This is a genomic window from Streptomyces sp. NPDC028991, from assembly GCF_055564775.1.
Genome location: NZ_JBVHVP010000032.1, coordinates 25366 through 48690, shown reverse-complemented (window position 1 = coordinate 48690; position 23325 = coordinate 25366). Strand labels below are relative to the sequence as shown.

The 23325-nt window shown below is 66.5% G+C and carries 18 protein-coding genes and 2 pseudogenes; 11 read left to right on the top strand and 9 right to left on the bottom strand.

Features of this window, described 5'->3' with window-relative positions:
* Window positions 1-572 precede the first annotated feature (572 nt).
* Window positions 573-6006 (bottom strand): annotated as a pseudogene (locus ACZ4V1_RS33345) (RHS repeat domain-containing protein); the annotation flags it as partial.
* A gap of 72 nt (window positions 6007-6078) precedes the next feature.
* Here ACZ4V1_RS33345 and ACZ4V1_RS33340 point away from each other — a divergent pair.
* Window positions 6079-7241, top strand: a protein-coding gene (locus ACZ4V1_RS33340; RefSeq protein WP_468344024.1) for an IS3 family transposase whose coding sequence is annotated in 2 segments (ribosomal slippage) — window positions 6079-6363 and window positions 6366-7241 — 1161 coding nt in all. Because the reading frame shifts where the segments join, the coding sequence is not laid out codon by codon here.
* Here the strand turns inward: ACZ4V1_RS33340 and ACZ4V1_RS33335 are convergent.
* The 3 genes from ACZ4V1_RS33335 to ACZ4V1_RS33325 all read right to left on the bottom strand — a co-directional run bounded on the left by ACZ4V1_RS33335 (window position 7210) and on the right by ACZ4V1_RS33325 (window position 8527).
* The gene (locus ACZ4V1_RS33335; RefSeq protein WP_468344021.1) at window positions 7210-7488 is read right to left on the bottom strand and encodes a hypothetical protein; all 279 of its coding nucleotides are present in this window, start codon (window positions 7486-7488) and stop codon (window positions 7210-7212) included. The two genes, ACZ4V1_RS33340 and ACZ4V1_RS33335, sit on opposite strands and share 32 nt — an antisense overlap.
* Window positions 7489-7547: 59 nt before the next feature.
* A complete protein-coding gene (locus ACZ4V1_RS33330; RefSeq protein WP_468344018.1) occupies window positions 7548-8093 on the bottom strand; it encodes a DUF6083 domain-containing protein in 546 nt (181 codons plus the stop codon).
* Between the two features lie 170 nt (window positions 8094-8263).
* Complete coding sequence (locus ACZ4V1_RS33325; RefSeq protein WP_109031393.1) at window positions 8264-8527, bottom strand: helix-turn-helix transcriptional regulator; 264 nt, start codon at window positions 8525-8527, stop codon at window positions 8264-8266.
* A 171-nt stretch (window positions 8528-8698) separates the two neighbouring features.
* On the opposite strand from ACZ4V1_RS33325, the gene ACZ4V1_RS33320 reads away from it, so the two are divergent.
* The 3 genes from ACZ4V1_RS33320 (at window position 8699) to ACZ4V1_RS33310 (ending at window position 11175) form a co-directional block, all read left to right on the top strand.
* Window positions 8699-9730, top strand: coding sequence for a hypothetical protein (locus ACZ4V1_RS33320; RefSeq protein WP_468344014.1), 1032 nt, complete (start codon window positions 8699-8701; stop codon window positions 9728-9730).
* Between the two features lie 197 nt (window positions 9731-9927).
* Entirely contained in the window at window positions 9928-10578 is a 651-nt protein-coding gene (locus tag ACZ4V1_RS33315; protein WP_468344012.1) for a hypothetical protein, read from the top strand.
* Between the two features lie 336 nt (window positions 10579-10914).
* Complete coding sequence (locus ACZ4V1_RS33310; protein ID WP_468344009.1) at window positions 10915-11175, top strand: hypothetical protein; 261 nt, start codon at window positions 10915-10917, stop codon at window positions 11173-11175.
* Window positions 11176-11298: 123 nt separating this feature from the next.
* Here ACZ4V1_RS33310 and ACZ4V1_RS33305 read toward each other — a convergent pair whose 3' ends face one another.
* From ACZ4V1_RS33305 to ACZ4V1_RS33295, 3 genes are read right to left on the bottom strand one after another with little or no spacing between them, the layout of a single operon-like run.
* On the bottom strand, window positions 11299-11997 hold the full coding sequence (locus ACZ4V1_RS33305; RefSeq protein ID WP_468344006.1) for an ISL3 family transposase: 699 nt from the start codon (window positions 11995-11997) through the stop codon (window positions 11299-11301).
* Entirely contained in the window at window positions 11994-12380 is a 387-nt protein-coding gene (locus tag ACZ4V1_RS33300; RefSeq protein ID WP_468344003.1) for a transposase, read from the bottom strand. The genes ACZ4V1_RS33305 and ACZ4V1_RS33300 overlap by 4 nt, the downstream gene beginning before the upstream one ends.
* 35 nt (window positions 12381-12415) lie before the next feature.
* Window positions 12416-12706: a hypothetical protein gene (locus ACZ4V1_RS33295; protein WP_468344001.1), complete on the bottom strand. Its 291-nt coding sequence runs from the start codon at window positions 12704-12706 to the stop codon at window positions 12416-12418.
* Window positions 12707-12811: 105 nt separating this feature from the next.
* On the opposite strand from ACZ4V1_RS33295, the gene ACZ4V1_RS33290 reads away from it, so the two are divergent.
* Window positions 12812-13677 (top strand): IS5 family transposase gene (locus ACZ4V1_RS33290; protein ID WP_468343998.1). Its coding sequence is split into 2 segments (ribosomal slippage): window positions 12812-13169 and window positions 13169-13677, totalling 867 coding nucleotides; the frame shifts between segments, so codons are not numbered across the junction.
* On the opposite strand, the gene ACZ4V1_RS33285 is transcribed toward ACZ4V1_RS33290, so the two are convergent.
* Window positions 13678-13983, bottom strand: coding sequence for a barstar family protein (locus ACZ4V1_RS33285; protein ID WP_468343995.1), 306 nt, complete (start codon window positions 13981-13983; stop codon window positions 13678-13680).
* Window positions 13984-14505: 522 nt separating this feature from the next.
* Here ACZ4V1_RS33285 and ACZ4V1_RS33280 point away from each other — a divergent pair.
* Window positions 14506-15390: a hypothetical protein gene (locus ACZ4V1_RS33280; RefSeq protein WP_468343992.1), complete on the top strand. Its 885-nt coding sequence runs from the start codon at window positions 14506-14508 to the stop codon at window positions 15388-15390.
* A gap of 839 nt (window positions 15391-16229) precedes the next feature.
* Window positions 16230-16688 (top strand): hypothetical protein, encoded by a 459-nt coding sequence (locus tag ACZ4V1_RS33275; protein ID WP_468343990.1) that lies wholly within the window; start codon window positions 16230-16232, stop codon window positions 16686-16688.
* 54 nt (window positions 16689-16742) lie between these two features.
* Here the strand turns inward: ACZ4V1_RS33275 and ACZ4V1_RS33270 are convergent, their stop codons facing one another.
* Window positions 16743-18131 carry a hypothetical protein gene (locus ACZ4V1_RS33270; RefSeq protein ID WP_468343987.1) on the bottom strand — a complete coding sequence of 463 codons (1389 nt, stop codon included), beginning with the start codon at window positions 18129-18131 and terminating at the stop codon, window positions 16743-16745.
* Between the two features lie 893 nt (window positions 18132-19024).
* On the opposite strand from ACZ4V1_RS33270, the gene ACZ4V1_RS33265 reads away from it, so the two are divergent.
* The 4 genes and pseudogenes from ACZ4V1_RS33265 to ACZ4V1_RS33250 all read left to right on the top strand — a co-directional run bounded on the left by ACZ4V1_RS33265 (window position 19025) and on the right by ACZ4V1_RS33250 (window position 23289).
* Complete coding sequence (locus tag ACZ4V1_RS33265; RefSeq protein ID WP_109031513.1) at window positions 19025-19261, top strand: hypothetical protein; 237 nt, start codon at window positions 19025-19027, stop codon at window positions 19259-19261.
* Window positions 19262-19274: 13 nt separating this feature from the next.
* Window positions 19275-21653, top strand: a complete 2379-nt coding sequence (locus ACZ4V1_RS33260; protein WP_468343984.1) for a BTAD domain-containing putative transcriptional regulator — start codon at window positions 19275-19277, stop codon at window positions 21651-21653.
* Window positions 21650-22048: pseudogene (locus ACZ4V1_RS33255) on the top strand (hypothetical protein); the annotation flags it as partial. The gene ACZ4V1_RS33260 and the pseudogene ACZ4V1_RS33255, both read left to right, overlap by 4 nt.
* A gap of 368 nt (window positions 22049-22416) precedes the next feature.
* On the top strand, window positions 22417-23289 hold the full coding sequence (locus ACZ4V1_RS33250; RefSeq protein WP_468344045.1) for a hypothetical protein: 873 nt from the start codon (window positions 22417-22419) through the stop codon (window positions 23287-23289).
* Window positions 23290-23325: the final 36 nt, after the last annotated feature.

Here is a 23325-nt window from a genome sequence, read left to right as displayed (position 1 = left end):
GAAGCACTGTCCAATAAAGCTTCATCTCGCCATCCGGCATTGCGGGAACTATTCGAGGATCAAGACGTCATCACGATCGGAATAGGAACCCCATAGCACCGTTTCTTTATCATGTTCTCCAGCCCACAGCGCGCCAGAGCAGCCGTCGTCAAATCGCACAGATATTTCGCTTCCATTACTTCCCTTGAATATTTCCCATACACCCTCTCCGGACTTCACATGTACACCCTCCAGAGAGCATTCAAAATACTCCAACGTCAAACCATTGGCGAAAAAGGAGCCGTCGGCACTAAAGGAAATACTCGCACTATCCGACACCCATTCGCGCACCACATCTTTTCGCCGAATGTCGACACTTTCCGGATATCGACCGTAGTCACTCGAGGCGTAACAGCCAGACAGTCCGACGGCGCAAACCACGACCGACAGGAGCCCTCGCCTCCACTTTCTCAATGAATTCTCTCGACGATTTACAGCACACATCATCATCTTCTCCCAAAACGGAGGTCGGGGTGCTTTGGTAGCACCCCGACCGACCTCACTTCACAGCACAGCACAGCACAGCACGCCAGCTAGTTGGGGATAACCACTCGGAACGAGATATTCATGTAGTGAGAGGTGCCTGCACCGCCGAGCGCGACAATCCCGTCGTGATCAACCTTTTGCACCATTCTATCCGATCTCGTCCCATAGCCAGTCGCAATGTGCGCGAACGACGACATTGTCATGCTGTTCTCGATGGTGATCCGTGCTTGCACGCCAGTCGAGTTGGCGCGCAAGATTTCATACTTCGCAGTATAAGACCCCAACACGGCAGTCGCAGTGTTGTGATCTCCTGTGAGAATGGACCACTGATCAGCCATGAACTGCCCAGCTCTAGAGCCTTTTTCCCCGATGGAGTTCGACGTCAACTGCCCCTTCTTCTTTTCGAGCTCTGCCCATTTATGCGCAATCTCCTTCCTGTGCGCAGCGGTGAGATCACTCATCCCAACCTGTGCGGCCACCCGACTGTCCTCACCGTAGGTCGTACTGCCATCGAGGAGACCTGCAGCCCATTTGAGGCCAATGGTGCGGAAGTCATCGTCGCCGCCACCCAGAACAGCATCCTGCGGATTGCATTTCAGCTGGATCGGCATGATCGCACAGTCACGCGCTTCCAGGTAATCGGGGTGAGCGATACCTGGAGGAATGTAGGGCATTGACATGGGCGGAGGACCAACAATGGGTCCCGCCGGTGTCACACCGCACGGCGCAAGAGGTACTACGCCACACGTTGGCGTTGCAACAGGTGCCGCACCGGAGGTTTCGCCACTACTGCCTGCTCCACTACCGCCAGACCCCGTGGCAGCCTCGTTCGGACGCCCGTTCCCTGGCGATCCGTCGGGGCGTTCTGGGCAGGGGATGTCAAAGCCTTTTCCGCATGCGAGACCCATTCCGCTGGGATCGGAGAAGGTGAGGGGGTTCTGTGCTGCGTAGCTGTAGCCGTTGAGGGTCTGCGGTTTGTCGATTTCCAGGAGTGGGTCAGCGCTGATGAACTGGCCGATGGTGGGGTCGTATTCTCGGGCGCCAATGTGGGTGAGGCCTGTGTTGGTGTCGCGGGTCTTGCCGAGGAAGCCCTTATCGTCTGGCCAGGGACCGTACAAGGGTTGGCCGCGGTCTTCGCCGAAGGGGGTGGTGTAGCGCTTGGTGTATGCCTGGTCGAGTCGGTCGATGGCAAGGCCGGAGGTGCCATGGTGGTCGCTGACGAGGAAGGTGACCTTGTTGGTGCCGGTCTGGTTGGAGCGCATGGCACCGGTGATGCCGTCGGCTGCGTAGTAGCGCTGTGCCCAGGTGGTGCCGTCGGCACGGAGGTGGAGTTCGGTGGAGCCGGCGTACAGGACGCGTTCGCCGCTTTCGGTGGCACGGATGAGGAGGGTGCCGTCCGCGCTGTAGAGGTAGTCGGTGGACTGGTCATCTTCGGTGAGGCGGGCGAGCTTGCCCTCGTCTGACCAAGCCAGGTTCTGGATCGCGTCTGCAGCATGGCCTGGACGCTCGGTGGTGTTACCAGAGACGTCGTACGTGTAGGTGCGCTCGGGGGCGGTGCAGTCCGTCTTGGTCGTGGTGCCAGTCAGGGTGTGGGGCTGCTTGGTGTTGGTGTAGCAGTAGGTGGTCTTGGTGGCGGTGTTGGTGTGCTGGGTTTCGGTGGTGCGCTGGCCTGCGGTGTTATAGGCGTAGCTGGTCCAGTAGGGGGCCGGGCCCGACAGTGAGGTGGCACTGCGGGTGTCGGTGCACTTCTGGGAGGCGGGGGTCCAGGCTTCGGTCAGACGCTGGTGGGCGTCGTAGGTGAAGCACTGGGTTTCGGCGCTGCTGGTGCCGCCGAGGGTGGTGGGGTCGCTGATGGCGGTGACGTTGCCGGCCTGGTCGTAGCTGTAGTGCAGGTCTTGCAGCTGATAGGGGTGGGTCTGGTCCTGGGCGTAGCTGCGGGTGAGTCGGCCGGTGCCTTCTTCGTAGCTGTTGGCGATGTAGACCTGGTCTTCGCCGGTGCCCATGGTGAGCATTTGTGGTTCGGTCAGGGCCGAGTAGTCAATTTTGGTGAGGTAGGTGCCGATCTCGGTGAGGTTGCCGAGGTCGTTGTAGTCGTAGCCGACGGTTTCGGCCGGCAGGCCGCCGAGGGCTGGGTCCTTGGTCTGCTTCAGCGTGCCGTCGATGTTGTAGTGGGTCTCGAAAGGCATCGTGGCCGGTTGGCCGGCCTTGACGAGCGGGTCGCTGGTGGGCAGTCGCAGTTCGGTGTGGGTGGCGCGGCCCATGCTGTCGTAGTCGGTGATGGTCTGGGTGTAGGCGGCGCCGGTCTTGCCTCCGATGTAGCGGGTGGAGGAGGTGGGCTGGCCCTTGAGGAGGGTGTCGTACGTGTAGCCGGTGAGCTGATTTGCGTCGGTCTTGGAGCCGGTCCAGGTGCCGGTGGGGCGGCCAAGTTCGTCGTAGGCGCTCAGGATCGACTTACCGCGCGAGTCGGTGGCCTTGATGACCTGGTCGAGGGCGTTGTACTGGGTGGTTGCCTTGCCCTTGTCCGGGTCGTCGGCGCTGGTCTGGCGGCCGAACAGGTCGTAGCCGTAGGACCAGATGGCGCCGTCCGGGCCGGTGATCGTCTTCTGACGGTTGCCGAGGTCGTAGGTGAATTTCGTCGAGGTATAGCCGGCGCCAGGGCCGGTGCCGAAATCGGCGTCGGCGGGACTTTCCCCAGCGTAGGCACGGGTTTCGATGGTGTTGCCGCGAATGTCCATGATGGTGCGTTGCGCGGAGCCGCCGTCGAGGGCGGTGGTGGCGGTGGACTCACCGGTGTAGCTGGTGGCAGTGGCCCACTTCTTGACGCCGCCGATGTACAGGGTGCTGCTGGTCGGCCGGCCGGCGCCGTGGAAGACGGTCTCCGTCTGAGTCGGGGCGCGGCCGTACTCCGCGCGGGTATAGGTGCCGTTGGGGGTGCTGGCGCTGTCGAAGATGTCGGCGAACGTTTCGTAGGCCAGGCCGCGGGTGTCGTAGTGCGTGTCCGTCAGCAGCCGTCCGCCCTGCGGAGTGGGCGACTGGGACTGAAGGGGGCGCAGCAGGGCATCGTAGAGGGCGTAGCTGGTGGTGTAGGTGTCCTTGTTGGTCAGGGTGGAGGTGGACACCCAGGACGCTTTGGTGTTGTCGAGGTGGTAGGCGAACTTGACGTTCGGGAGCTGGCTGCCGCTGGAGCGGTTGGGCAGCCACACCTCGGTGACCCGGCCGAGCGCGTCGTAGTGCCGTTCTGTCTTCTTCGAGTTGATGTCGTAACTGCGCAGTGCCTGGCCACGGCGCGGGTCAAGGTAGTTGACCGACCGGTAGCCCTTGGGGTCGGTGGAGAGGGTCCTGGTGAGAGGGCCGGCCTCTGCGGGGGTATAGGCGGTGGAGGTGGTGCGGCCTGCGGTGTCGGTGACGGCCAGCGGGCGGCCCAGGGTGTCGTAGGACGTGATGGCGGTGGTCTGCCAGCCGGACGGCATCCGCTGCCCGTCGCTGCCGGCGGTGGCCGTGTAGCCGGTGGCGCGGCCGGTCCAGGTGGCCTGTCCCTTGGTGGGTTTCTGGGTGGCCAGCCACGTGGTGGCGTCGGCCTTGTCGTAGACGGCCGCGGCGTCGGCAAGGACGTCACCGGAGGTGGCACTGGTGGCGGGCAGGTTCAGGCTGGCGTCGGTGACCGAGCACGTCTTGGCGACGGTGCGGGTCCGGGAGACCAAGCTGGTGATGCCGGCATCCGCGTTGCGGGCGTACCAGGTGCGGGTGCAGGTTTCGTCGCCGCCCAGACCGGCCTGGCCCCAGTCGTCGGCGGCGTACACCATGCCGAGGGCGTCGTACTTCTGGCCGGTGGTGTGGGTGCGCCAGGTCTTGGAGCCGGTGAGGTAGGTACTGGTGTAGGTGGAGGAGTTGCGAACCCACAGGGCGGTGTGGTCGGCGGCGTCCGGCACCGTCTGGCTGGCGGTGTTCTTGTAGGTGTAGTTCTTGAAGACGCTGGTGATGGGCTGGCTGCCGTTGTAGGTGACCTGCTGACGCAGGCTTCCCTTCCAGCGGTCGCTGTCGTACGGAGCGGAGAAGTCGACATCCGTGTCGAGCAGCGGAGGCACCGTCACGGACTTGGTGGTGCCGTCCTTCTTCTTGTCACCGTGCATGCCCTGCAGGTACAGCGAGACGGTCTTGGCCCGGGTGCCGCCGACCGCGCCGGTGTAGGCGGTGACCTGGCGGTAGCCGCGCCAGTCCGACCAGGTCCGCTCACCCTTCGGAGTGAACGGGTCGTCGTTGTGGTGCCAGGCGGCGCCGCTGTAGGAGTAGGCGTGCTCCACGGCCGGATTGCTGGCCGCAGGGTCGTGGACGCCGACAGCGCTGACGCGGTACTTGTGGAACCAGTCGATCGCCGCGTTCTCGGCGCCGTTGATGTGCCAGTACTGCGGGTAGCAGGAGCGGGTGTTGGTGTCCGGCGCCGCGTCCAGGACCTCGCTGCGCTTGCACTCCGGGGACGAGAGGGTGACCTCGGTAATCGCACCGGTCTCGGAGGTGACGGTGGAGATCCGGGGACGGGTCAGAGGCAGGATGTCGTCGGTGCCGTCGGCCCGGTTCGGCCGCATCTGGTAGGTGAACGCGATCGGGTCACCCGTGATGGCCGTGTCGCCGGCCTTCGCGGTGCGCTTGAGCGACTTCAGGGTCAGGACTTGGTCGGAGCTGTCGCCGATGTCACCGCCGTCCAGGTACTGCCCAGTCAGGTCCCAGGAGTCCACCGGGTCGTACGCGCTGCTGATGGCGTTGTACGAGAACGTGTCGATGCCGGTCAGCCGCTTGCGGGTGAAGAAGGAGGTGCCGGCGGCGTTGCATTCGTCGTCGTCTTTGGTGCAGATCGCGTCGAACGGTACGTCGGGCCAGTTCTCGGCGGTGTCCTTGGTCAGGCTGTCGCAGTTGGATGCGGTGCAGCGTTCGGCGTAGGTGAAGGTGACCTTGGCGTCGGCTTTGTCGGTGAACAGGGCGTCTTGGCGCAGTCCGTACTCGATGCGGTTGAGGTATCCGCCGCGGGTGTAGGAGGTGCTGGCCTTGGTGGCCTTGTTCTTCTTGTAGTAGTTCGATTCCTTGGTGTACCAGTACGTGGATGCGTTGCCGCGGGTGTCTTCGATGTAGTCGAGGTTCCAGCGCCAGGCTTGGGTCAGGGCGCGGTCGGCGAAGGCGTCGCCGGCGCTGTAGCCGGGTTCGCCGGAGTCGTCGCCGAAGACCCGGGGCGGTCCAGGTGGAGTTGGTGCGCTGGGTGCCGGCGCCGTCGAGCTTGTTCTTGCCGAAGACGTATTTGGTGCCGTCGCCGGTGATGACGGCCCAGTACTCGCCGTTGTCGTCGCCGTTGTCGGCGCCGGTGGAGCGGGTCACGGTGGAGGCGTCGTCATCGGCGAGGTGCCACTTGCCGCTGTCGTCGTCCTTGACCAGGCGGGTCGACTTGCCGTTGAGGACCAGGCTCGCGTTGTCGTACTTCCAGCACTGGTCGAAAGAGGGTCTGCCGCACGATCGGGTGACATCTGAACTGGCTTGCCCTTTGGGGCGGGTGGGAAGGATGTCGCTGTGCCCAAGCCCTATCCGGAGGAGTTCCGCCAGGACGTCGTGCGGGTTGCGAGGAACCGCGGTCCGGGTGTGACGGTCGAGCAGGTGGCCACCGATTTCGGAGTCCATCCGATGACGTTGTGGAAGTGGATGCGTCGCGCGGACGTCGACGATGGGACCAAGCCCGGAACGACCAGCCACGAGAGCGCCGAGCTTCGGGAAGCTCGTCGGCGGATCAAGCTGCTGGAGCAGGAGAACGAGGTTCTACGGCGGGCCGCAGCCTATCTTTCGCAGGCCCATCTGCCGGGAAAAGGATCTACCCGCTCGTGAAGGAGCTGGCCGGGGACGGGGTGCCCGTCACGGTTGCGTGCCGGGTGCTGAAGCTCGCCAGACAGCCCTACTACCGGTGGCTGGACCAGCCGGTGACCGATGCCGTGCTGGAGGAGGCGTATCGCGCGAACGTGCTGTTCGACGCGCACCGTGACGACCCGGAGTTCGGTTACCGCTTCCTGGCCGACGAAGCGCGCGGCGCCGGGGCCGTGATGGCGGACCGGACCGCGTGGCGGATCTGCCGGGACAACCGCTGGTGGAGCGTGTTCGGCAAGAAGCGCGGCAAGGGCAAGAAGGCCGGCCCGCCGGTGCACGACGACCTGGTTCGCCGGGACTTCACCGCAACCTGTGCGAACCGGTTGTGGCTCGCCGACATCACCGAGCACGCCACCGGCGAAGGCAAGCTCTATGTCTGCGCGATCAAGGACGCCTTCAGCAACAGGATCGTGGGCTACTCCATCGACGCGCGGATGAAGTCCCGCCTGGCCGTGACCGCCCTGGACAATGCCGTGGCCCGGCGTGGAGACGTCGACGGGTGCATTCTGCACAGCGATCGCGGATCGCAGTTCCGCTCCCGGAAGTTCGTCCGGGCGCTCGACCGCCACCGGATGGCCGGATCGATAGGAAGGGTCGGAGCTGCCGGCGACAACGCAGCCATGGAGTCCTTCTTCAGCCTGCTGCAGAAGAACGTCCTCGACCGCCGTGTCTGGGCCACCCGCGAAGAACTCCGGATCGCGATCGTGAGCTGGATCGAGCGGACCTACCACCGGCGCCGCAGACAAGCCTCACTCGGCCGGCTGACCTCCATAGAATTCGAGACCGTCAGGACCACACCGGCCCTCCAGGCCGCGTGACCGAACCTGTCACCCGAACCTGCATCAGACCCGACGGCCTTCCCAACTCGATGGCTTCAAGCATGTCTCGCATGCAGTGGATGCTGATCATCAGTCCGCTGGGACGGAAGACGTGCTGCCCCGGCCGATCAGACTCCGAGACCGCGGAAAGATCGCGGAGCGAGTCCAGCGCCGTGTTGGCCGCGTGCCGAGTCATACCGATCCGCAACGGGCCAACGCCGGTCGGTGGGGCGAGGTCGAAGTCCATGTGGGCATGATCCCAAACAGGTCTGTCAACGAGTCACGAAGGGCCATCGTCCCGGCAGGTTACAGAGCGTGAGAGCTCCACAGAAGTTGGACCAGAACCGGGTGTGTGCCTGTCTGCTCCGTTAGCGCAGCGCTTCCCCGCGGTGCTGGCGCGGGCGGCGAGTGGCGGCGAGGTAGCGGGCGCACAGATCCGTGCCCGTGGGGCAGGCCGGTATCGATCAAGCGGCGGGTCCGCAGGGCGAGCCGGAGACGGAGGGCGTCCAGGTGAGTCCAGGGCCGCGACGGTTCCGTCCGGCAGGGGCAGACGAGTCGGTGCGGGATTCGGCACCACGGGACGCCGTCACCGCTGGGGTGGGCGATGCCTGCGCTGAGATGCCAGCGGCAGTCCTCAGGGATTACGGCAGCGGCCAGCTCTGCGGGGTGCAAGGCGATGAGTCGATGGTCCGCGCGCGGGAAGAGCTCGGTCGGGTTTCCGCAGGCGCAGCAGTGGCGGGTTTGTCCTGCAGTCGGAAATCGGTCTGGGCTGATGGTATTTGCTCGCAGCGGCCGTCTGCGGGGGCGCACGGTGTGAGCGGTTCCGTGCAGAGGGGCGAGGTGGGAGCGCATGCGCGGACCGTGTCAGGCGACACGCTGTAATCGGCGTAATGACTGCCGAGGGCCCCTCGAACGGTCCAGCACTCGCGAACACATGCACGGAGATGCGTATGCGGGTGCGACTCCCTCTCGCCTCTTCGGGTGATTCGCCGCGCCGCGAATTTCGGGGCGTGGCCGGTCGGTCAGGTGTCGTTGCCGCCGGGCGGGGTGTGGTTGTCGCAGAGCACCGCGAGCAGGTGCTCGATGGGTACGTCGAAGACGTGGGCGAGGGCATGCCAGGTGGTGAGATTGCCGGGGGTCCGGCCGTGTTCGAGGTCGATGAGGGTGCGGCGGGCCAGGCCACTGCGGCTGGCGAGTTCGTCGAAGGTCCAGCCGCGTTCGCCCCGCAGGCGTGCGAATTCCACGCGTAGTGCGCTGAAGTCGGGATCGGGGGGCAAGATCGTCACTCCACCATCCGACGGTGCAGAAGCCTGCCCTGTCAGTGCGGGTTTCTGCACTATCTGTGCTGATGGGGGTGACATTCACGGTGCGGAAATCTGCACTAGCGTGCTGGCGTCCTGGCGCCTGCCGCCAAGACGCCTGCCCACCAGTTGTGTTCACGGGAGGACGACGAGCCGATGAGGCTGGCCGGTACACAGACCGCGGTGCGGCGCGTCTGGACAGTCGAGCTGCGCCCGCGAGCGGGAGAGCTGAGACTGTTCTGCATCCAGTGCCAGGCCCACACGCCCCCAGTGGACGGGTCCTCGGCCCGGTCGGCAGCCCTGACTCACCTGGCCAGCCATGCCAGGGCCGAGGCGCTGCCCGGGCACCTGCGCACGTGCCAGTGCCACGCCCTGGGCTGTTCGTGGCACTCCCGCACCCGGGGCTGCGGCGGGCCGGTGCTGCTGGCGCTCACCCGGCAGGCCGGCGGGCGCTCCTGGCGTTTGGCCGACGCCTGTGCCGCCTGCGCCGCGGCGACCGGCGGGACCGCCGTCGTGCCGGACACGCTGCTCGGCGCGCGCCGGCCCAAGCCGGCGGGCGGCATTCTGCGGCGTGCCCGCCGCGGCCTGTCTTCGGGACACGACGAGCTGGCCCGTGTGCGGGAGATGCTCACCTACCTGTCCGCTGCACTCCCCCAGTTCACCTCACCCGCTGCCCGGCTGCTCGCTCTGCAGTGCGCCCTGCGTGCGGACACCCTGGGCCGTGTCACGGTTGCGGACGGGCTGCTGCGCAGCATGCGGCTGCGCGGGCGCCGGGAGCTGTGGCTGGAGCTGGCTCAGGCCGGGTGGCTGGAGACGGTCGGCCCCCGGCCCGGATCCGTCGCCGTACGGCTGCTGGATGCCACCGTGCTGGACCAGGCGCCAGGCCGCGGCGCGCGGCGCCGCGCCGCTCACTGGGCGCTGAACCCGGCGCCTGTGGTGCAGCTGGCTGCGGCTCCTGCTGCGTTGCGGCTGACCGCTCTTGCACTCGCGTCGCATCCCTTCAGCACGGAGGACTTGGACGCTGTGTCCCGTCTATGCGGGCACTCCCCGCAGCAGACCGTGGAGTTGCTCGACCGGCTGGTTTCGGCTCGCACCCTGGTGTCCTGGCGCCAGTGTCCGGAGACCGGTGACGTGCTCTGGCAGTTCCCGCAACGGCTGTCACAGCGTCCGGCAGATCGGGACCGCTGATGCTGCAACATTGGGAGTCCAGCTCAGGCGTGGGCATGGATGTGGTCCGAGAGGGCCAATCCTCATCTCGTATCCGTACTATCTGTGCACGGGGGTATGTGCGGCAGGTGTTGTTTCGCGCCTTTCAGGCGCAGCCCGCGCATCCATGTCCGCAGTTCCCCCTCCACTTCCCTCACGCAGCCAAGGAGAACAGCACTATGTCGGAGACAGCGACCACGACCGAAGTGGCCTCGCAGTATGCCGCCCAGGTGGCCGGCGACCTCGAGCGCAACGCCCAGGAGCAGGAGCGCATCGGCGCGGACATCGCCACGCTGCAGGAGAAGCTCACCGTTCTGCAGCACGACCACAGTGTGCTGGTGAACATCCAGCAGGCACTGGCCAGCACGGTACCTGCGCCGGCTGCCGAAACCACCACCGTGCCTTCGCCCCGCAAGAAGACGGCCGCTGCGCCTGCCGGCGGCAGGCGCTCACGGGCCGAGAAGACCGCTGCCTCGCAGGGCCGCGCAGCGGCCAAGAAGCCCGCCGCCAAGAAGACCCGCGCCGCCAAGGCTGCAGGCAAGGCAGCAGCAGTGAAGAGCGACGCACCCACCCTCGTCGAACTCGTCCGCCGCCACCTTGCCGCGCAGAGCGAACCGCGGTCCGCGGCAGAGGTCACTGCCGGTCTAAACCAGGCCCATCCCGAACGCACTGTCCAGACCACCGTGGTTCGCAACACGCTCGAAGGTCTCGTCGCCAAGCAGCATGCCCAGCGCACCAAGCAAGGCTCCTCTGTCTACTACACCGCAACCGGTGCGCCCGGACCCGTAGCCGCTCCCGAGGCCGCTGCACAAGCCGAGAAGAGCAAGTAGAAACCCAAGTCCGCTGTGCTCACCGCCCGCAGACCGGGCCTGTGTCGTGTCACGTCGCCGACGGCGTGGGTTGACACGACGGGCTCTGGCCCGGGCGGACGGCGGCGCCATGGACGTTCGCCTTCTTCAGCGTGCGGCCCTGCTTGAATCACAGGTGTGCCACCAACCTGGGACGAGCAGACCGGCCGCGGCTGATGAGGATCTGTGAATTCGGCTCTGACCGCAGTTCCGTGATTCCGCTGATCGTCAACGTCTGGGCGGCGGCATGGGCCAGGGGTATCCATCTGGTGACGTGTTTGCTGGCCGTCCGGCCACCACGTAGTCAAGATACTGGTCTTGGACCACGCCAGCGTTGACCCACCTTCCGCTTCCCGCTCCAGTGACGTCTTCGGCGGCTGCGAGGGCGCCGAGAGGGTCGTCGCAAGTCGTCACAAGGCGGCCGAACTCCTCTTCCTCATCGTCGGTGTAAAGAGGAGGGAACTCGACTACGTCAACGAAGGTTTCGTGACCAACGTCTTCCAGGGTGTGCAGGTAGATCTCATAGCGGGCCCTGGTCGGTCTGACCTCGACGTAGCGGATGCTGGGACGCTCGGGTGAGCCAGCAGGGCCGAGGAACTGCTCGATCGGTCGGCCCCGGCTCAGGGCACCTAGGGCGAAGGACTGCGTCAGGTAGCGCACGTGAGAAGCGTAGAGGCCCTGCATGGACGGTCGGCGCGATGCTCATGGCTGGGCGAGGATGCGGGTCCGGAGCAGTTCGAAGGAGGCTCGGCCATACATTGCCCTCTTGAGGGTTTTCACCCGGTTCACATGTCCTTCGACCACCCCGGAACTCCACGGCAGGGTGAGTCCGGCAGTGACGGCGTCGAGGTCTTGGCGGAGGAAGCCGGCGAAGCCCTTCATCGGTATCGGCGCATCCTGTTCAGCCTGCCGGATCCATTCCATCCGGAGGTATCCGCGCTGGTGGCGGACCAGGTCGGCGAACGCACGGGCGAGGTCGCAGGCACGGGTAATGTCCGGGCAGGCGAGCCGGACCTGAAGGAGTCGCTCGTTCTGGCTGTCAGTGAGCGTCTCGGGGGAGCGCATGATCCACGAGGTGATCTTGCGCGGGCTGGGGATGTTGGCCCTGACCGGTTCGGCGGTGCCCGCGCGGAGGGCGGCGAGGTGTTTGCGGACGACTTGGCGGCGGCCGCAGTAGCCCCGGGCCTGGATCTCCAGGAACAGTCGGGTGCCGCTGACCTGGCCTTGTGCCTCGGTGAAGCGGGTGTTGAGGTATGCCTTGAAGGGTTCCAGGACGCCATTGGGGCGGCGTTCGCGGGCGGAGGCCAGCAGCTCGTCGAGGTCGGTGTCGCGGAAGCGGCGCACGGTCTTGCGGTCGAGGTTGAGTCGGCGGGCGATGGCGCTGATGGTCCAGCGTTTCACCAGGAGCTGGTGGATGTCTTCGTAGCGGTGGCGATCTGGGTGCGGGGCAGTTCCGCGGGCGGTAACAGCATCGGGGGCGGCTCCGGCACCTTGGTCACCGTCTCTTCCTCGGCACGTTTGCGCAGGCAGTCGCGGTGCTGGTGGCAAGTCTTCTGCACCGCGGCGGACAGAGTGCCATCGCCGGACCACATCCGCAGCCGATTGTAGACGCCACGCCAGTTGCCGTACTTCTCCGGCAGCTGAACCCACTGTGCCCCGGTCTGAAACTTCCAGACGATGGCGTCGATCACCTCTCGGTGGTCTCGCCATCGGCCACCCCGCTTCGGTGTCCGGTCCGGCAGTAACGGCTCGATCCGCGCCCACTGCGCGTCAGTCAACGGCACCCTCGGACAACAAGCGGACGATCCGAAAGGAGCGACTACACGCAGCCGGTGGCATCGGTAGCGACGACAACCGTCCACCAGGAGGTCACTTTGGCAGCCATCGCTTCCGGCTCTGACGGAAGGGGGGTGAGACCGAAGTGATCTACCAGCTCATGCCGCAGGAACTCGCCGATCTCCACTTGGTCGGCGCCACGTCGGAGCCGCTGCAGGAGAGGGACGAGCATGCAGTCGTACTCGTCTTGCACCTCGTCAGCGACACCAATCGGGTCCCACTCATTGAGCAGGTGCCGCAGGCCGTTCTCGGTGACGTCGGTTCCAGGTCGCATCGCTCCAGGGTGCCACCCCGGAACCGCCGTGATCGCTCGCCCCAACTTGATCCAACGAATCCGCCTAGAGCGTGTCTCTTTGGTGCGCTGGTCAGTTGATCGGACATGTCCATCCGGTTAGTGATCACTGATGCGATGTGGGACCGGACCGAGCCGCTGATGCCGGCCGATCCGGTCCGCGGTCGGCGATGGGCCGACCACCGTCGCACCCTTGAGGCCATCGCGTGGAAGTACCGCACCTGTGCGCCCTGGCGGGATCTGCCGGAGGAACTCGGATCCTTCCAGACGGCGCACAAGCGTCTCATCAGGTGGGCCGTCGACGGCACCTGGGCACGGATCCTTGCCGCTGTCCTGGCCACCGCTGACGCGGATGACGACGTGGAGTGGACGGTCTCGGTGGACTCCACTGTCTGCCGGGCTCACCAGCACGCGGCTGGGGCCGTGAAAAGGGGGCTGCGCGACGGTCAGAACCGGACGATCACGCACTCGGACGTTCTCGTGGCGGCCTGAGTACGAAGGTACATCTGGCCAGCGATAACCGGGCGCGACCGTTGGCCCTCTACGTCACCGCTGGTCAGGCGGGTGATGCTCCGGCATTCGAGGCCGTCATGGCCAGGATCCGCGTCCCGCGACGCGGACTCGGCAGGCCCCGGACCCGACCGGAGGCCGTCCTCGCGGACCGCGCCTATTCCTCTCGCTCGATCCGCATCCATCTCCGACGGCGAGGCATCCGCGCCGTCATCCCGCAGCCTGCCGACCAGGTCGGACACCGCCTGCGGAGAGGACGAGCCGGAGGCCGACCACCAGGTTTCGACGCGGAGGCGTACAAGCAGCGCAACACCGTCGAACGGTGCATCAGCCGCTTGAAGCAATGGCATGGTCTGGCAATGCGCACGGACAAACTCGCCCTGGCCTACGAGGCTGCTTTGCACCTGGCTGCCATCCTGATCTGGTCCCGCTCGACACGGTGATCAGGGCAGATCGTGCACGACCAGTCGCGACTGCTTCCCCGAAAACGCGCTTCGCAGGGCTCGGGCCTCGCGGTTCCGGGCAGCGAAGACTCCTCGCTTGTCCACGTGCACGACCAGGACGTCATAGCTGTCGATGACCTCAGAAATGCCCCGCGTCTGGATGGTGTCCCGCCAGGCTTCTGTGTTCCGGCCGAACCACTCCGGCAGTCCGCAAGGCTCAGCCACAGCGTCCCAGAAGTCATCGAGCGTCTCGATCGGCCTACCTCGCAGGTCAACCACCAGTTCCGACTCAATCCTCTTGGCCATCACGACAGAGTAATCGGCCCTCTTTCCAAGGCGTCAGAGCTCCAAAGAGACAGGGCCTAGCTGCCCTCCTCCGGAGGGCAAGCACACGAGCATGGGCCTGCATTGCTGTCCCGGCGTCGGCTGCGGGCGCGTTCCAGTGCTGCCGAGGCCGTCAGGAGCGCTGTTGAGACGCCGCACCAGGCGCTCGCCATGGTTCCGTTCTGCGCGAGCAGTTCCTCCGCCGTGAGGAGGGCACCGACCGCGCCTCCCAGAGCGGTGACGACTGTGCCGGCCATGAGGGCGGCTGGTTTCTTGTGCCGGAGGCTAAGTTTCATGACGGCTCCTTGCCGAACTCGCTGAGCGGTGCAGCGGAGTCGTCAGTCTCGGGTGCGTCCGTCTTTTCGTCAGGGGCCGTTGCCGTTCGCTGTTCCAAGGCGCCGCTGAGCGAGCACACTGGAGATGGAATCCGGCGTGGCCATTCAAGGTGGCCCTTGACTCGAGCAGGGCATGGGCGCTAAGCGCCCCGAGCGCAGAGGGTGTGGCATGGCGACGCAGTGGACGTGGCAGAGGTGGTCGTCCCGTTGGGCGGGGGCCCCTAGCGAAGACCTGGCCTCTGTCTTTCGACGGGTCCGGGTCAGCCGCACGGCCAATACGCAGGCAACGTGGGCGAGGGACGAACGGACGCGCGCGTTCTGTGACCTGGGCGCATACCTGCTGCACCAGCATCATCTGAAGGGAGAAGCGGCCGCCGAGCGGCGTCTCTTCCGCAACCTCAGCGGCGAGGAGCTGATGCACGCGGCCGCGCGGCTGATCCCGGACCCGGAGCTTGCACAGTCGCTGGACAAGCAGCGGTGGAGCGATACATGGGGCCACCAGGAGGCATTCATCGAAGACCTTTTGGCCTACATCTTCCGCAGCGGCCCCACGCTGCGAAGAATCCTCGAGGCTCAGCAACAACTCGTCGACCAGGCACAGTCGATGTCGCTGGGCGAGCTCATCCGTGCCGGCGTAGAGGTGGAGATGGCGTCGAGCGCGGAGGACCCCGTCGTCGCCCTGCAGACCTTCTTCGAAGCTGCCTTGCCGCACAAGCCGAGCATCCGCGAAGCCGTTGCCCGGATCGAAAACGAAATGCTCCTCGTCTGGGCCAGTCTGTACGAGTCCCTGCTCACTGCCTACGACGTGCCGCTGCGCCCAGGTGTGACCTACTTGGACATGGCCGGGTTGTTCAACACCATCATCGAGGGAGCTCTGATCCGCACGCGATCCCTTGGGGCGGCACCGCGAACCTCCACGGGTGAGCACATCCTCGCTGCGGCCATCATGAAAATGCTGCCAGGCCTGTGCGAGATCACGCCGCCTCAGATAGAGACACGCCAGCGCCTGTTGCCCCTCCCCCTCCCTCCCGACGCTCCCGCAGCGGGCGAGTGAGAGCAATCGGCTTTCACCGAACTCTGAGACTCGGACCGCCAGAGGTCGCTCATCGCTCCCGCCGTGCATCGCAGCCGCTGAGGCATCGTCGCCACTGACCCCACCTCCAGAGTGGCAACGACACACAGGCCCTGATGCAGCCAGCTCTGAGGGATGGGCGGCACCGCAGCCCCAGCTCTACAGGCCAGCCCGGAGCCCTCCCCGGCTGGGGCCCCTCGGCCGTGCTGGAGCAGGTGAGGAATAGGGACTGCTGGTCCCTCGGTTTCTCCCCCGATCCGGCGGCCGTGCCGCCGGCCCCGGACGCGTCGGCGCCGGCACTTGGTAGCAAGAGCGCGACCCGCCAGTTCTTCGAAGGGACATCCGTGCGTCGTACCCTCGCGCTCGCTGCCATCGTGACCGCCCTACTCCTCCCCGCCCACGCCGCCCCGAACGTCTGTCGTGCAAGGGAACAAACACCGAAGAAGCCTGGGGAAGCCGCGGATGGGGAGATGTGGCACCGCCCTCCCTGAAGGGGCGATCGGGCCTACCCGGCGGCTCGTGCAGCTGGCGGCGTACACGAACCGGGATGCCCTGCGGCCCTCTCTGACTCTGTGTTCGCCCTGGCCCTGGGCTCGTCCACGGCGGTTGCCGCGGGCCCAAGCAGGTGCTGATGATGTGAATGCAGGCACCGGGGCCATACAGAAGCTGGTCAGTTCTTTCCTGAACTGCTGGGTTCGAGGGTGGCTTGATCGTCAGTACAGGCAGACAAATGGTACGGAAACGTGAACATCGCACGGTGACGGGGAAGATCCGTGATGCTAGAACGCAGCCGCACGAGTGCCCGCGACGAAGGAGAAGACATGGCTGGCCTCATCGCATGCCAGGACTATCCCGTAGACGTGGACTTCAGTGGGTGGGCCTTGCAGGATTTCGACGATTCCCAGGTCCCGGTCCTGTTCCCCGAGGGTTTCGAGGCCGACGTCTTTCTCACTGCTCACCGGGGCCGTCTGGACTTTCACAGCGCCGGCCACACGCACACCGCTTCGTTGTCGGTGGAGGTCTGGGACGTCGAGCCGGAGCCGCCGGAGGGAGTCTGGGAGGAGACCGCCACGGCGAGCATCGTCTGTGCGTCGGGCAGGCTGCGAGCGACGGGGGTTGCGGGAGGTCCAATGCCCTGGGCGATCGACTTGTCGGACGGTCCGGGTGTCTGGATGGTGCGGGTGGTGTGCTCGGGGCGGGCTCAGGTGGCAGCGCAGGCCTCGCACGGTGTGGTGCACGGGGTGGAGCGGTACGTGGCGCAGTTCTGGCCACAAGAGTAGGCGGCTGGGGCTCAGCGCCGTGGCGTGGTCCGCCCCAGCCGCAGGGAACGGTCGCTACGGAGTGATCTCGACGAGGAAGCCGTCGTCGGGGCCGTCGAGGAGCCGGTTCTTGTTGTAGTACTGGCCGAGGAGGTTTCCGGCGGCGCCGTTGTCTTCCTTCTTCACGGCCATGACGCTGAAGTTGCCGGGTTCGGCGAGCGGGTCGTAGGTCGGCTGGGCTGAACCCTCATAGGTCGCTGCCATCGGGTATTCGTCGCACTCGCGGGCGTAGCCTGCCGATGTCGCGTAGTCCTCGCCGAAGTACTTCTGGCAGTTGTAGACGGAGCGGTTGCGGTTCTGTTCCCGGCGCTTGGTGTCCCAGTAGAGGCGGGTCAGCGGAGCGTCGGCGGTCTGTCCCGGGACGTCCTTGGTCGCCAGGGGAGGCTGTGTTTTGCCCGGTTCGGTGAACGCCTTCTGGATGTGCAGGGCTACTTCTCTCTCTGGGGCGCCGGCCGCGGTGCTGTACTGCAGCGGGGTCATGACGGCCCAGGTGGCGGCGCCGCCTGCGGCTGCGTTGGGCAGGTACTCGGCCTTGTCCCAGCGGGGCGGCAGCATGAACAGATTGCCTCCGGTGATGGGTTCGGTGGTCCAGGCCGGCGGTGCCTTGATGCTGATGTTCGGTATGTAGACCGCGGCGAGGTGATCGGCTCGTGTTCCGGTGGATCCCTGGCCTGGGGCGGCGTACACCGTGTGCTGGAAGGTGTCGGTTCCCAGCAGTTGTGTCAACGTCCGGGTGAAGGGCATGGATACCCCGCCCTGGGTGTACTTTGCTGTCGATGGCCAGCTCTGGGCGATTCCGCCCTTTGTGGTGATACCCATGGAGGGTGCGCCGTTGTCGCCGACCGCGGTGAAGTCGGTGAAGTGGTAGGTGATCGTGAGCGTCCTGCTGTTTAGCGGGATGGTGCCGATGGTGAGTACGTCGAAGTGGCTGGTGCCGACCGGGCGACCGTTGCGCAGCCAGACCTGGTCGAATTGCTTGCCGGAACAGACTGCGTAGCGGGACTTGATGTAGATGGATGCTGTCGCGAGTCCCAGAACGCATTCCTGTTTCGTCATGGTGTGCGGGGGTTCGGGGAGAGTGACTGCTGTCGGCGCCATGGCGGCGGACGGCTCGCGTCTGGGTGGCTGGTCACGGGCCGACTCTTCCGCTGCGAGGGGGGCGAAGGTCTTGGCGGGTCCTACCGTTTCATGCGGCAGGAGCCCCTGTGCAGCCGCTTCCTCCGCCAGGCCGCTCAGTGTGGATCTTCTCGACTGCTGCAGGTCTGCCAGGTCGAGAGGTGCAGCGTTGAGCGGCCGCATATAGGTCTCGACGCGTAAGGCGTCGGAGTCGCCTGCATGCGCACTGCCCAACGGCACCAGGAGCGAGGCCAGCAGTCCCGGGACGAGTACGGCAGCTGCACGCATCCGGGCTCGTGAGAGCGAACGTCTTAGTGTCATCGGCACCCCAGTCCACAGGTACACGCCAAATCGCGTGAGTCTCCCCAGGGCTACCGAACACAGAACGTTCACAACCAGCGGACAGTCTCCACTGACGTGATCTCTGCGGAGGACGACCGAAAAACGGATCAAGGCCCGCACCAACGGGCTGATCCAACGGTCCGCGACGGTCCGATCCGTCGGTTTTGTGCCCGACGTAGACAGATGATGGGTTTGCCTGTGAGGCGGACCGGTTCAGCGGCAGGCTTCACAGTGTTGGCGCGCTCGCCAGGCCACCAGAACGTAGTGCTGCGGGGAGTTGGGCACGAGCCGGACCGATCCGCCCCGCGCTCCTCTCGGGTATTTCTGGAGCGCGCTGGGCGCACGGCACGGCCGGCCTCCCCCATACCCTGAGGGGATGCCGGCCTGGAGCGGTCTCACGCGGCAACGTGATCGCGCAGGGTTCCTGATCTGCTGGGTGGAGCCCGCAACTGTCAGGAGTGGCACATGCCGTCGTGCCGCTCGAATGCTGCCCGGGGCCCCTCAACGGGCTTTGAACACGATTGGGATGGCGCGGCATCTATATGGCGTGCCGGGGGCAAGAAGAGTTGCCGTCGGCGATAAATGTGCTGGCCTGCCGGGTGCTCGCCAGCAGCGGCGCTTGGACGGCCCCGCACAAAGGTCTTGGACGCCTACGCATCATCGATTCTGGGGGTATCCCCCGATCGGCGGGGCGGGTGGCAGGATGCAGGCCCCGGACGGCGTCGGCAAACACCGTTCCGGCTGTTCGACATTGGAGCCCGCAACGCGCCCCCGCCTGGGCGGGGTGCACTTGATTCCAGGAGAAGACCATGCCTCGAACCTTCGCTTCAGTACGGTGCGTGCTGCACGGCTCATCGGCCGGGCACCGGTCCCCGTTCGCCGACGCCATGGTGATCGTGGTGATCGCCGTGCTTGCCTGCGTCCTGTCCGTCTACGGCCTGGAGCTCTCTTCGGTTCTGGCTGTGCTGGGCGGGGCCGGTCTCGTGGCGGCCGGCACGCTGACTGCCGTTCGTGGAGCGGGCAAGCGCCTGCACCGATCCGTGGTGCAGGCTGCGACCGCTCTCGCCGCCGGCTGACGACCATACGGCTGTGGGGCGCAAGGAGAGACCGATCGCCTCGTCGAACCGGGCCCTGGTGAGGCTGGCCAGGTGGCTGCGCGACCAGCGTTCGAACACGGGCTGCTCATACGCCGAGTTGGCCGCACGCGTGGGCCTTCACGCCACCACACTGCAGCGGGCGGCATCGGGCCGGTCCGTGCCCAGTGAGCGCAGCGTTCGCGCATACGCCATCGCCTGCGGTGCACCGGTGGACACAGCGATGGATCTGTGGCGGCAGGCTCGCCGGGGCAGGCTTCGCAGTGCGGGCTCTGCGCCGGCGAGCGTGCAGGACATCGACGGCGTGGAGATGCTCCATGCGGCACTGCGGGAGTTGTACGAGTTGGCCGGTCGGCCCTCGGTGCGTGTGATGGAGAGGCGTGCGGGTGCGGGGCGGCTCCCTCACAGCACCGCCCATCGCATCGTGCTCGGCCGGACGGTGCCGCGTGACGAGCACCAGCTGACCGGCTTCCTCACGGCCTGCCTGGTCGCCTCGTCAGAGCATGCGGCGTGGGTCGCGGCGTGGGAGCGCGTCCGGGGCGGGCAGCACGCCAGCGTGTTCTCTCCCCTGCCGCCGCACAGGCCTGCGGCTCCGGCCGTGCCTGTGCGGCCGTCGGTTCCCGCATCTGGCCTGTACGCCGCGGCGCTGGGGCCGGTGCGGCTGTGGCGGGATGGCGAGCAGCTGCCCACCGGCTCGCCCCAGCAGCGAGCCCTGCTGGCGGTATTGGTGCTGCGGGAAGGACGGACCGCGACAGCGGCGGAGATCGTTGACGCGTTGTGGGGTGAGGACCCGCCGCCTCAGGCCCTGGCCGCTGTACGGACATACGCCTCACGGCTGCGTAAGGTGATGGATCCGGGAACGCTCGTGAGCGAGTCCGGCGGCTACGCGGTACGCCTCCCTGACCAGGGGTGCGACGTGACCATGGCAGCTCATCTGGCACGGCAGGCCGAGCAGCTGCGCGTACGGGGAGATCTGCAGCGTGCACGGACATTTCTGCGGCACGCTCTGGGGCTGTGGGAGGGCGAACCGCTTGCCGGAGTTCCAGGACCTTTCGCCGAGACCCAGCGCGTTCGTCTGGAGGAGTGGCGGCTGCAACTGCTCGAAAGCCGCGTGGACATGGACCTCGCATGCGGTCTGCACGCGGACGTCGTGCCCGAGCTGACTTCACTGGTGTCCGTGTATCCACTGCGGGAGCGTCTGCGCGAGCTGCTGATGCTCGCCCTGTATCGCGCAGGAAGGCAGGCTGAGGCCCTCGCCGTGTACGCGGAAACCCACAGGCTGCTCGCCGACGAGCTGGGGGTAAGTCCGCGGGACGGGCTGGCCCGGCTTCAGCAGCGGATCCTCCAGGCCGACCCAGAACTCGCACTCGGCGCGGCTGCATCCTCCGGCGGCACGCAGGCTGCAGCCTTCGTGCGCCCCGCCCAGCTGCCAGCCGCCCTCCCCGACTTCGTAGGACGCTCAGGCGAGCTCGCCGAACTGACGAGCGTGCTGAGCGCCACCGGCGACGGCCTGCAAGTCGCAGCTGTTTGCGGCCCGGTGGGTGTGGGCAAGACCGCCCTGGCCGTGCAGGCCGGACATGCAGTTACGCAGCTCTTCCCGGACGGCCACCTCTATGTAGATCTGCAACGGACGACGCCGGAAGCGGCGCTCGCTGCGGCACTGCGCGCACTCGGGGTGGCAGAGTCGATCGTTCCAGCAGGGCTCGAGGAGCGCTCCGCGCTGTACCGCTCGGCGCTTCACGGCCGCCGCGTCCTCGTGGTCCTGGACCACGCAAAGGACGCAGGGCAAGTCCAGTGGCTGCTACCCGCCGCACAGGGGTGCGCCGTACTGGTCACCTCCCGAACGCGAATGATCGACCTCCCCGGCGCCCACCTGGTCGAGCTCGACGAGATGTCCCCAACCGAGGCACTCTACCTCTTCACCCGGATCGCTGGCCGCCCGCCCACTGACGACCAGGGAGCGGCCCGCTACGTGACGGCCGCATGTGGCTTCCTACCGCTCGCTGTCCGTGCCGCTGCCTGCCGTCTACTGGCACACCGGACCTGGACGGTCTCAGACCTTGCGGAGAGACTCGCAAACGAGGACGGGAGGCTGGACGAGCTGCAGGCGGGGAGCATGTCCGTAAAGCCAGTCATCGAAAGCAGCTACTGTCAACTCAGTGCCGAACAAGCCGCCGCTTTACGTATGTTGAGCACAGCGGACGCGCTGGTGTCCCTGCAGCAGGCGGCACGTACCCTCGACTGCGGCATGGGTGATGCCGAGCGCCTTACGGAGGCCCTCCTCGACAGCGGACTGCTGACATCCGCCGGAGGCGGGCTCTATCAGATGCCTCTACTGGTCCGGCTCTACGCGAGAACCCTCCCCTGCCCATGACGTCGGCGTCCCGCGACTCCCCGCACAGCACAAGTGCCAGGCCGCCGACGCCCCTCCGACAGCCTCACCCACGGAGTTCACCCGATAGAGCGACGGAATGCGAACACGAGTCCACGACTGGAACACAGGTCTTTCCATCCGGGTCACTCACAGCGCCGGCGCGGTGTGGCCCGGTCAGGGAACGAGACGCGCCTGGCAGCCTCCGGCCCATGTGCTCCAGCTTTGATGACTACGCGCGGGCCGACGATGCACTCAGCACCACCCCGGGGCGGCAGGCCCTGTGGAATGTGCGTTCGTGCGAGGTCATGACGATCGTATGCCCGACCTGCGGGGCTGCCAGAAACGCCCCGTGCCGAACTCTGTGGGACCGTCCCACCGCCGCGCTGCACCGCGGCCGCACGATCCGCTACGTGAAGATGCGCTTCGCCCTCGACCTCGCCGAGCCCCACGAACGTCCCGTCCAGCACCGGACCGGTCCCGTGCTCTCCGGCGTGGGCCTCAGGGCCACCCGTACGCCGCACCTGCAGCCGTGGCGGCTCCCTATGCATGAGCTGGCGGATCTGGTGACCGTGAGCTTCCTCGACCTGGCCAAGGTGGTCACCGCGCACGCATGCGGGCTCCAGCGAACCGGCCTGGACGAGCTGCTCTTCGGTCCGGATCGCATCGAGCAGAGTATCGATGCCCTCACTTACGCGGTGCACGACCGGCAGATCCGTCGTGAGGTCCGCGTCCTGTCCGGCAGCGGCCGCGAAGAGGGGAGGACTTGGCCGTACAGGAGCGGGCCGTACGCAACCAGCTGCGCGATGCGGAGCGGCGCCTCAAGGGGCAGCGCATCGCGGAACTCACCGCCGCGGGGGTCCTCCCGTTCCCCGCGGCAACCAACGACTCCCGGCGCCTGGCACGGGCGTGGCTGGGCCGATACCTTCCGGAGGAGAAGGAGACGCTGGTACGCCGCCTGGCGGCAGACGCAGGCGTCGCTCCTTCGGCCACCGTGCACATTCGTTCCATCCCGGAAAAGATCACGCGCTGCATCGACAATGGATGGCTCGCCGCGCCGGTCACCGACGTGGTGCGCGAGTTGTTCGAGCTTGACGGGCCGGCCTTCCGGCGGCGCATCGTCGCGGACGCCGCACGGCAGGACGCCCGCGACGACGCGCTGTGCCATCCGCTGGTACTTAACCGGTGGCGCGACCAGCTCACCGAGGCCCTGATCGAGATGGCCCCGAGCGCGCACAACCCCCACCCCAAACACCTGCACGACCTCACACTCACGGGCCGGCCTCGCCACGCCCCACAGCTCGGACAACTCCACGGCCGACGACGCCTGTTCGCCGCACTGCTGCAACGCCGCTCCGAATCCATCCGGCTGATCACCGCACTCAACGACGGGATGACCCTGGCCGAGCACCGGGACCCCAGCTACAAGCTGCTGAAGCAGGCCGGGGACCAGGCCTACGACGAGCTCGTCCGCCGCCACCCCGACCTCTACCGGCACATCCGCGCCCACCTGGCCCGTTACGAGACGCGCTACGGACGCCTGCAGCTTACGGAGCCGCGTGCCCAGCTGCGCGCACGAATCTACGACGAGCTGGACCGGATGCGGCAGGCGCCATTGGCCTCACCCGCACACCGCTGACGTTCCGAGGGGGGCATATAGGTGGCCGATAGGCAG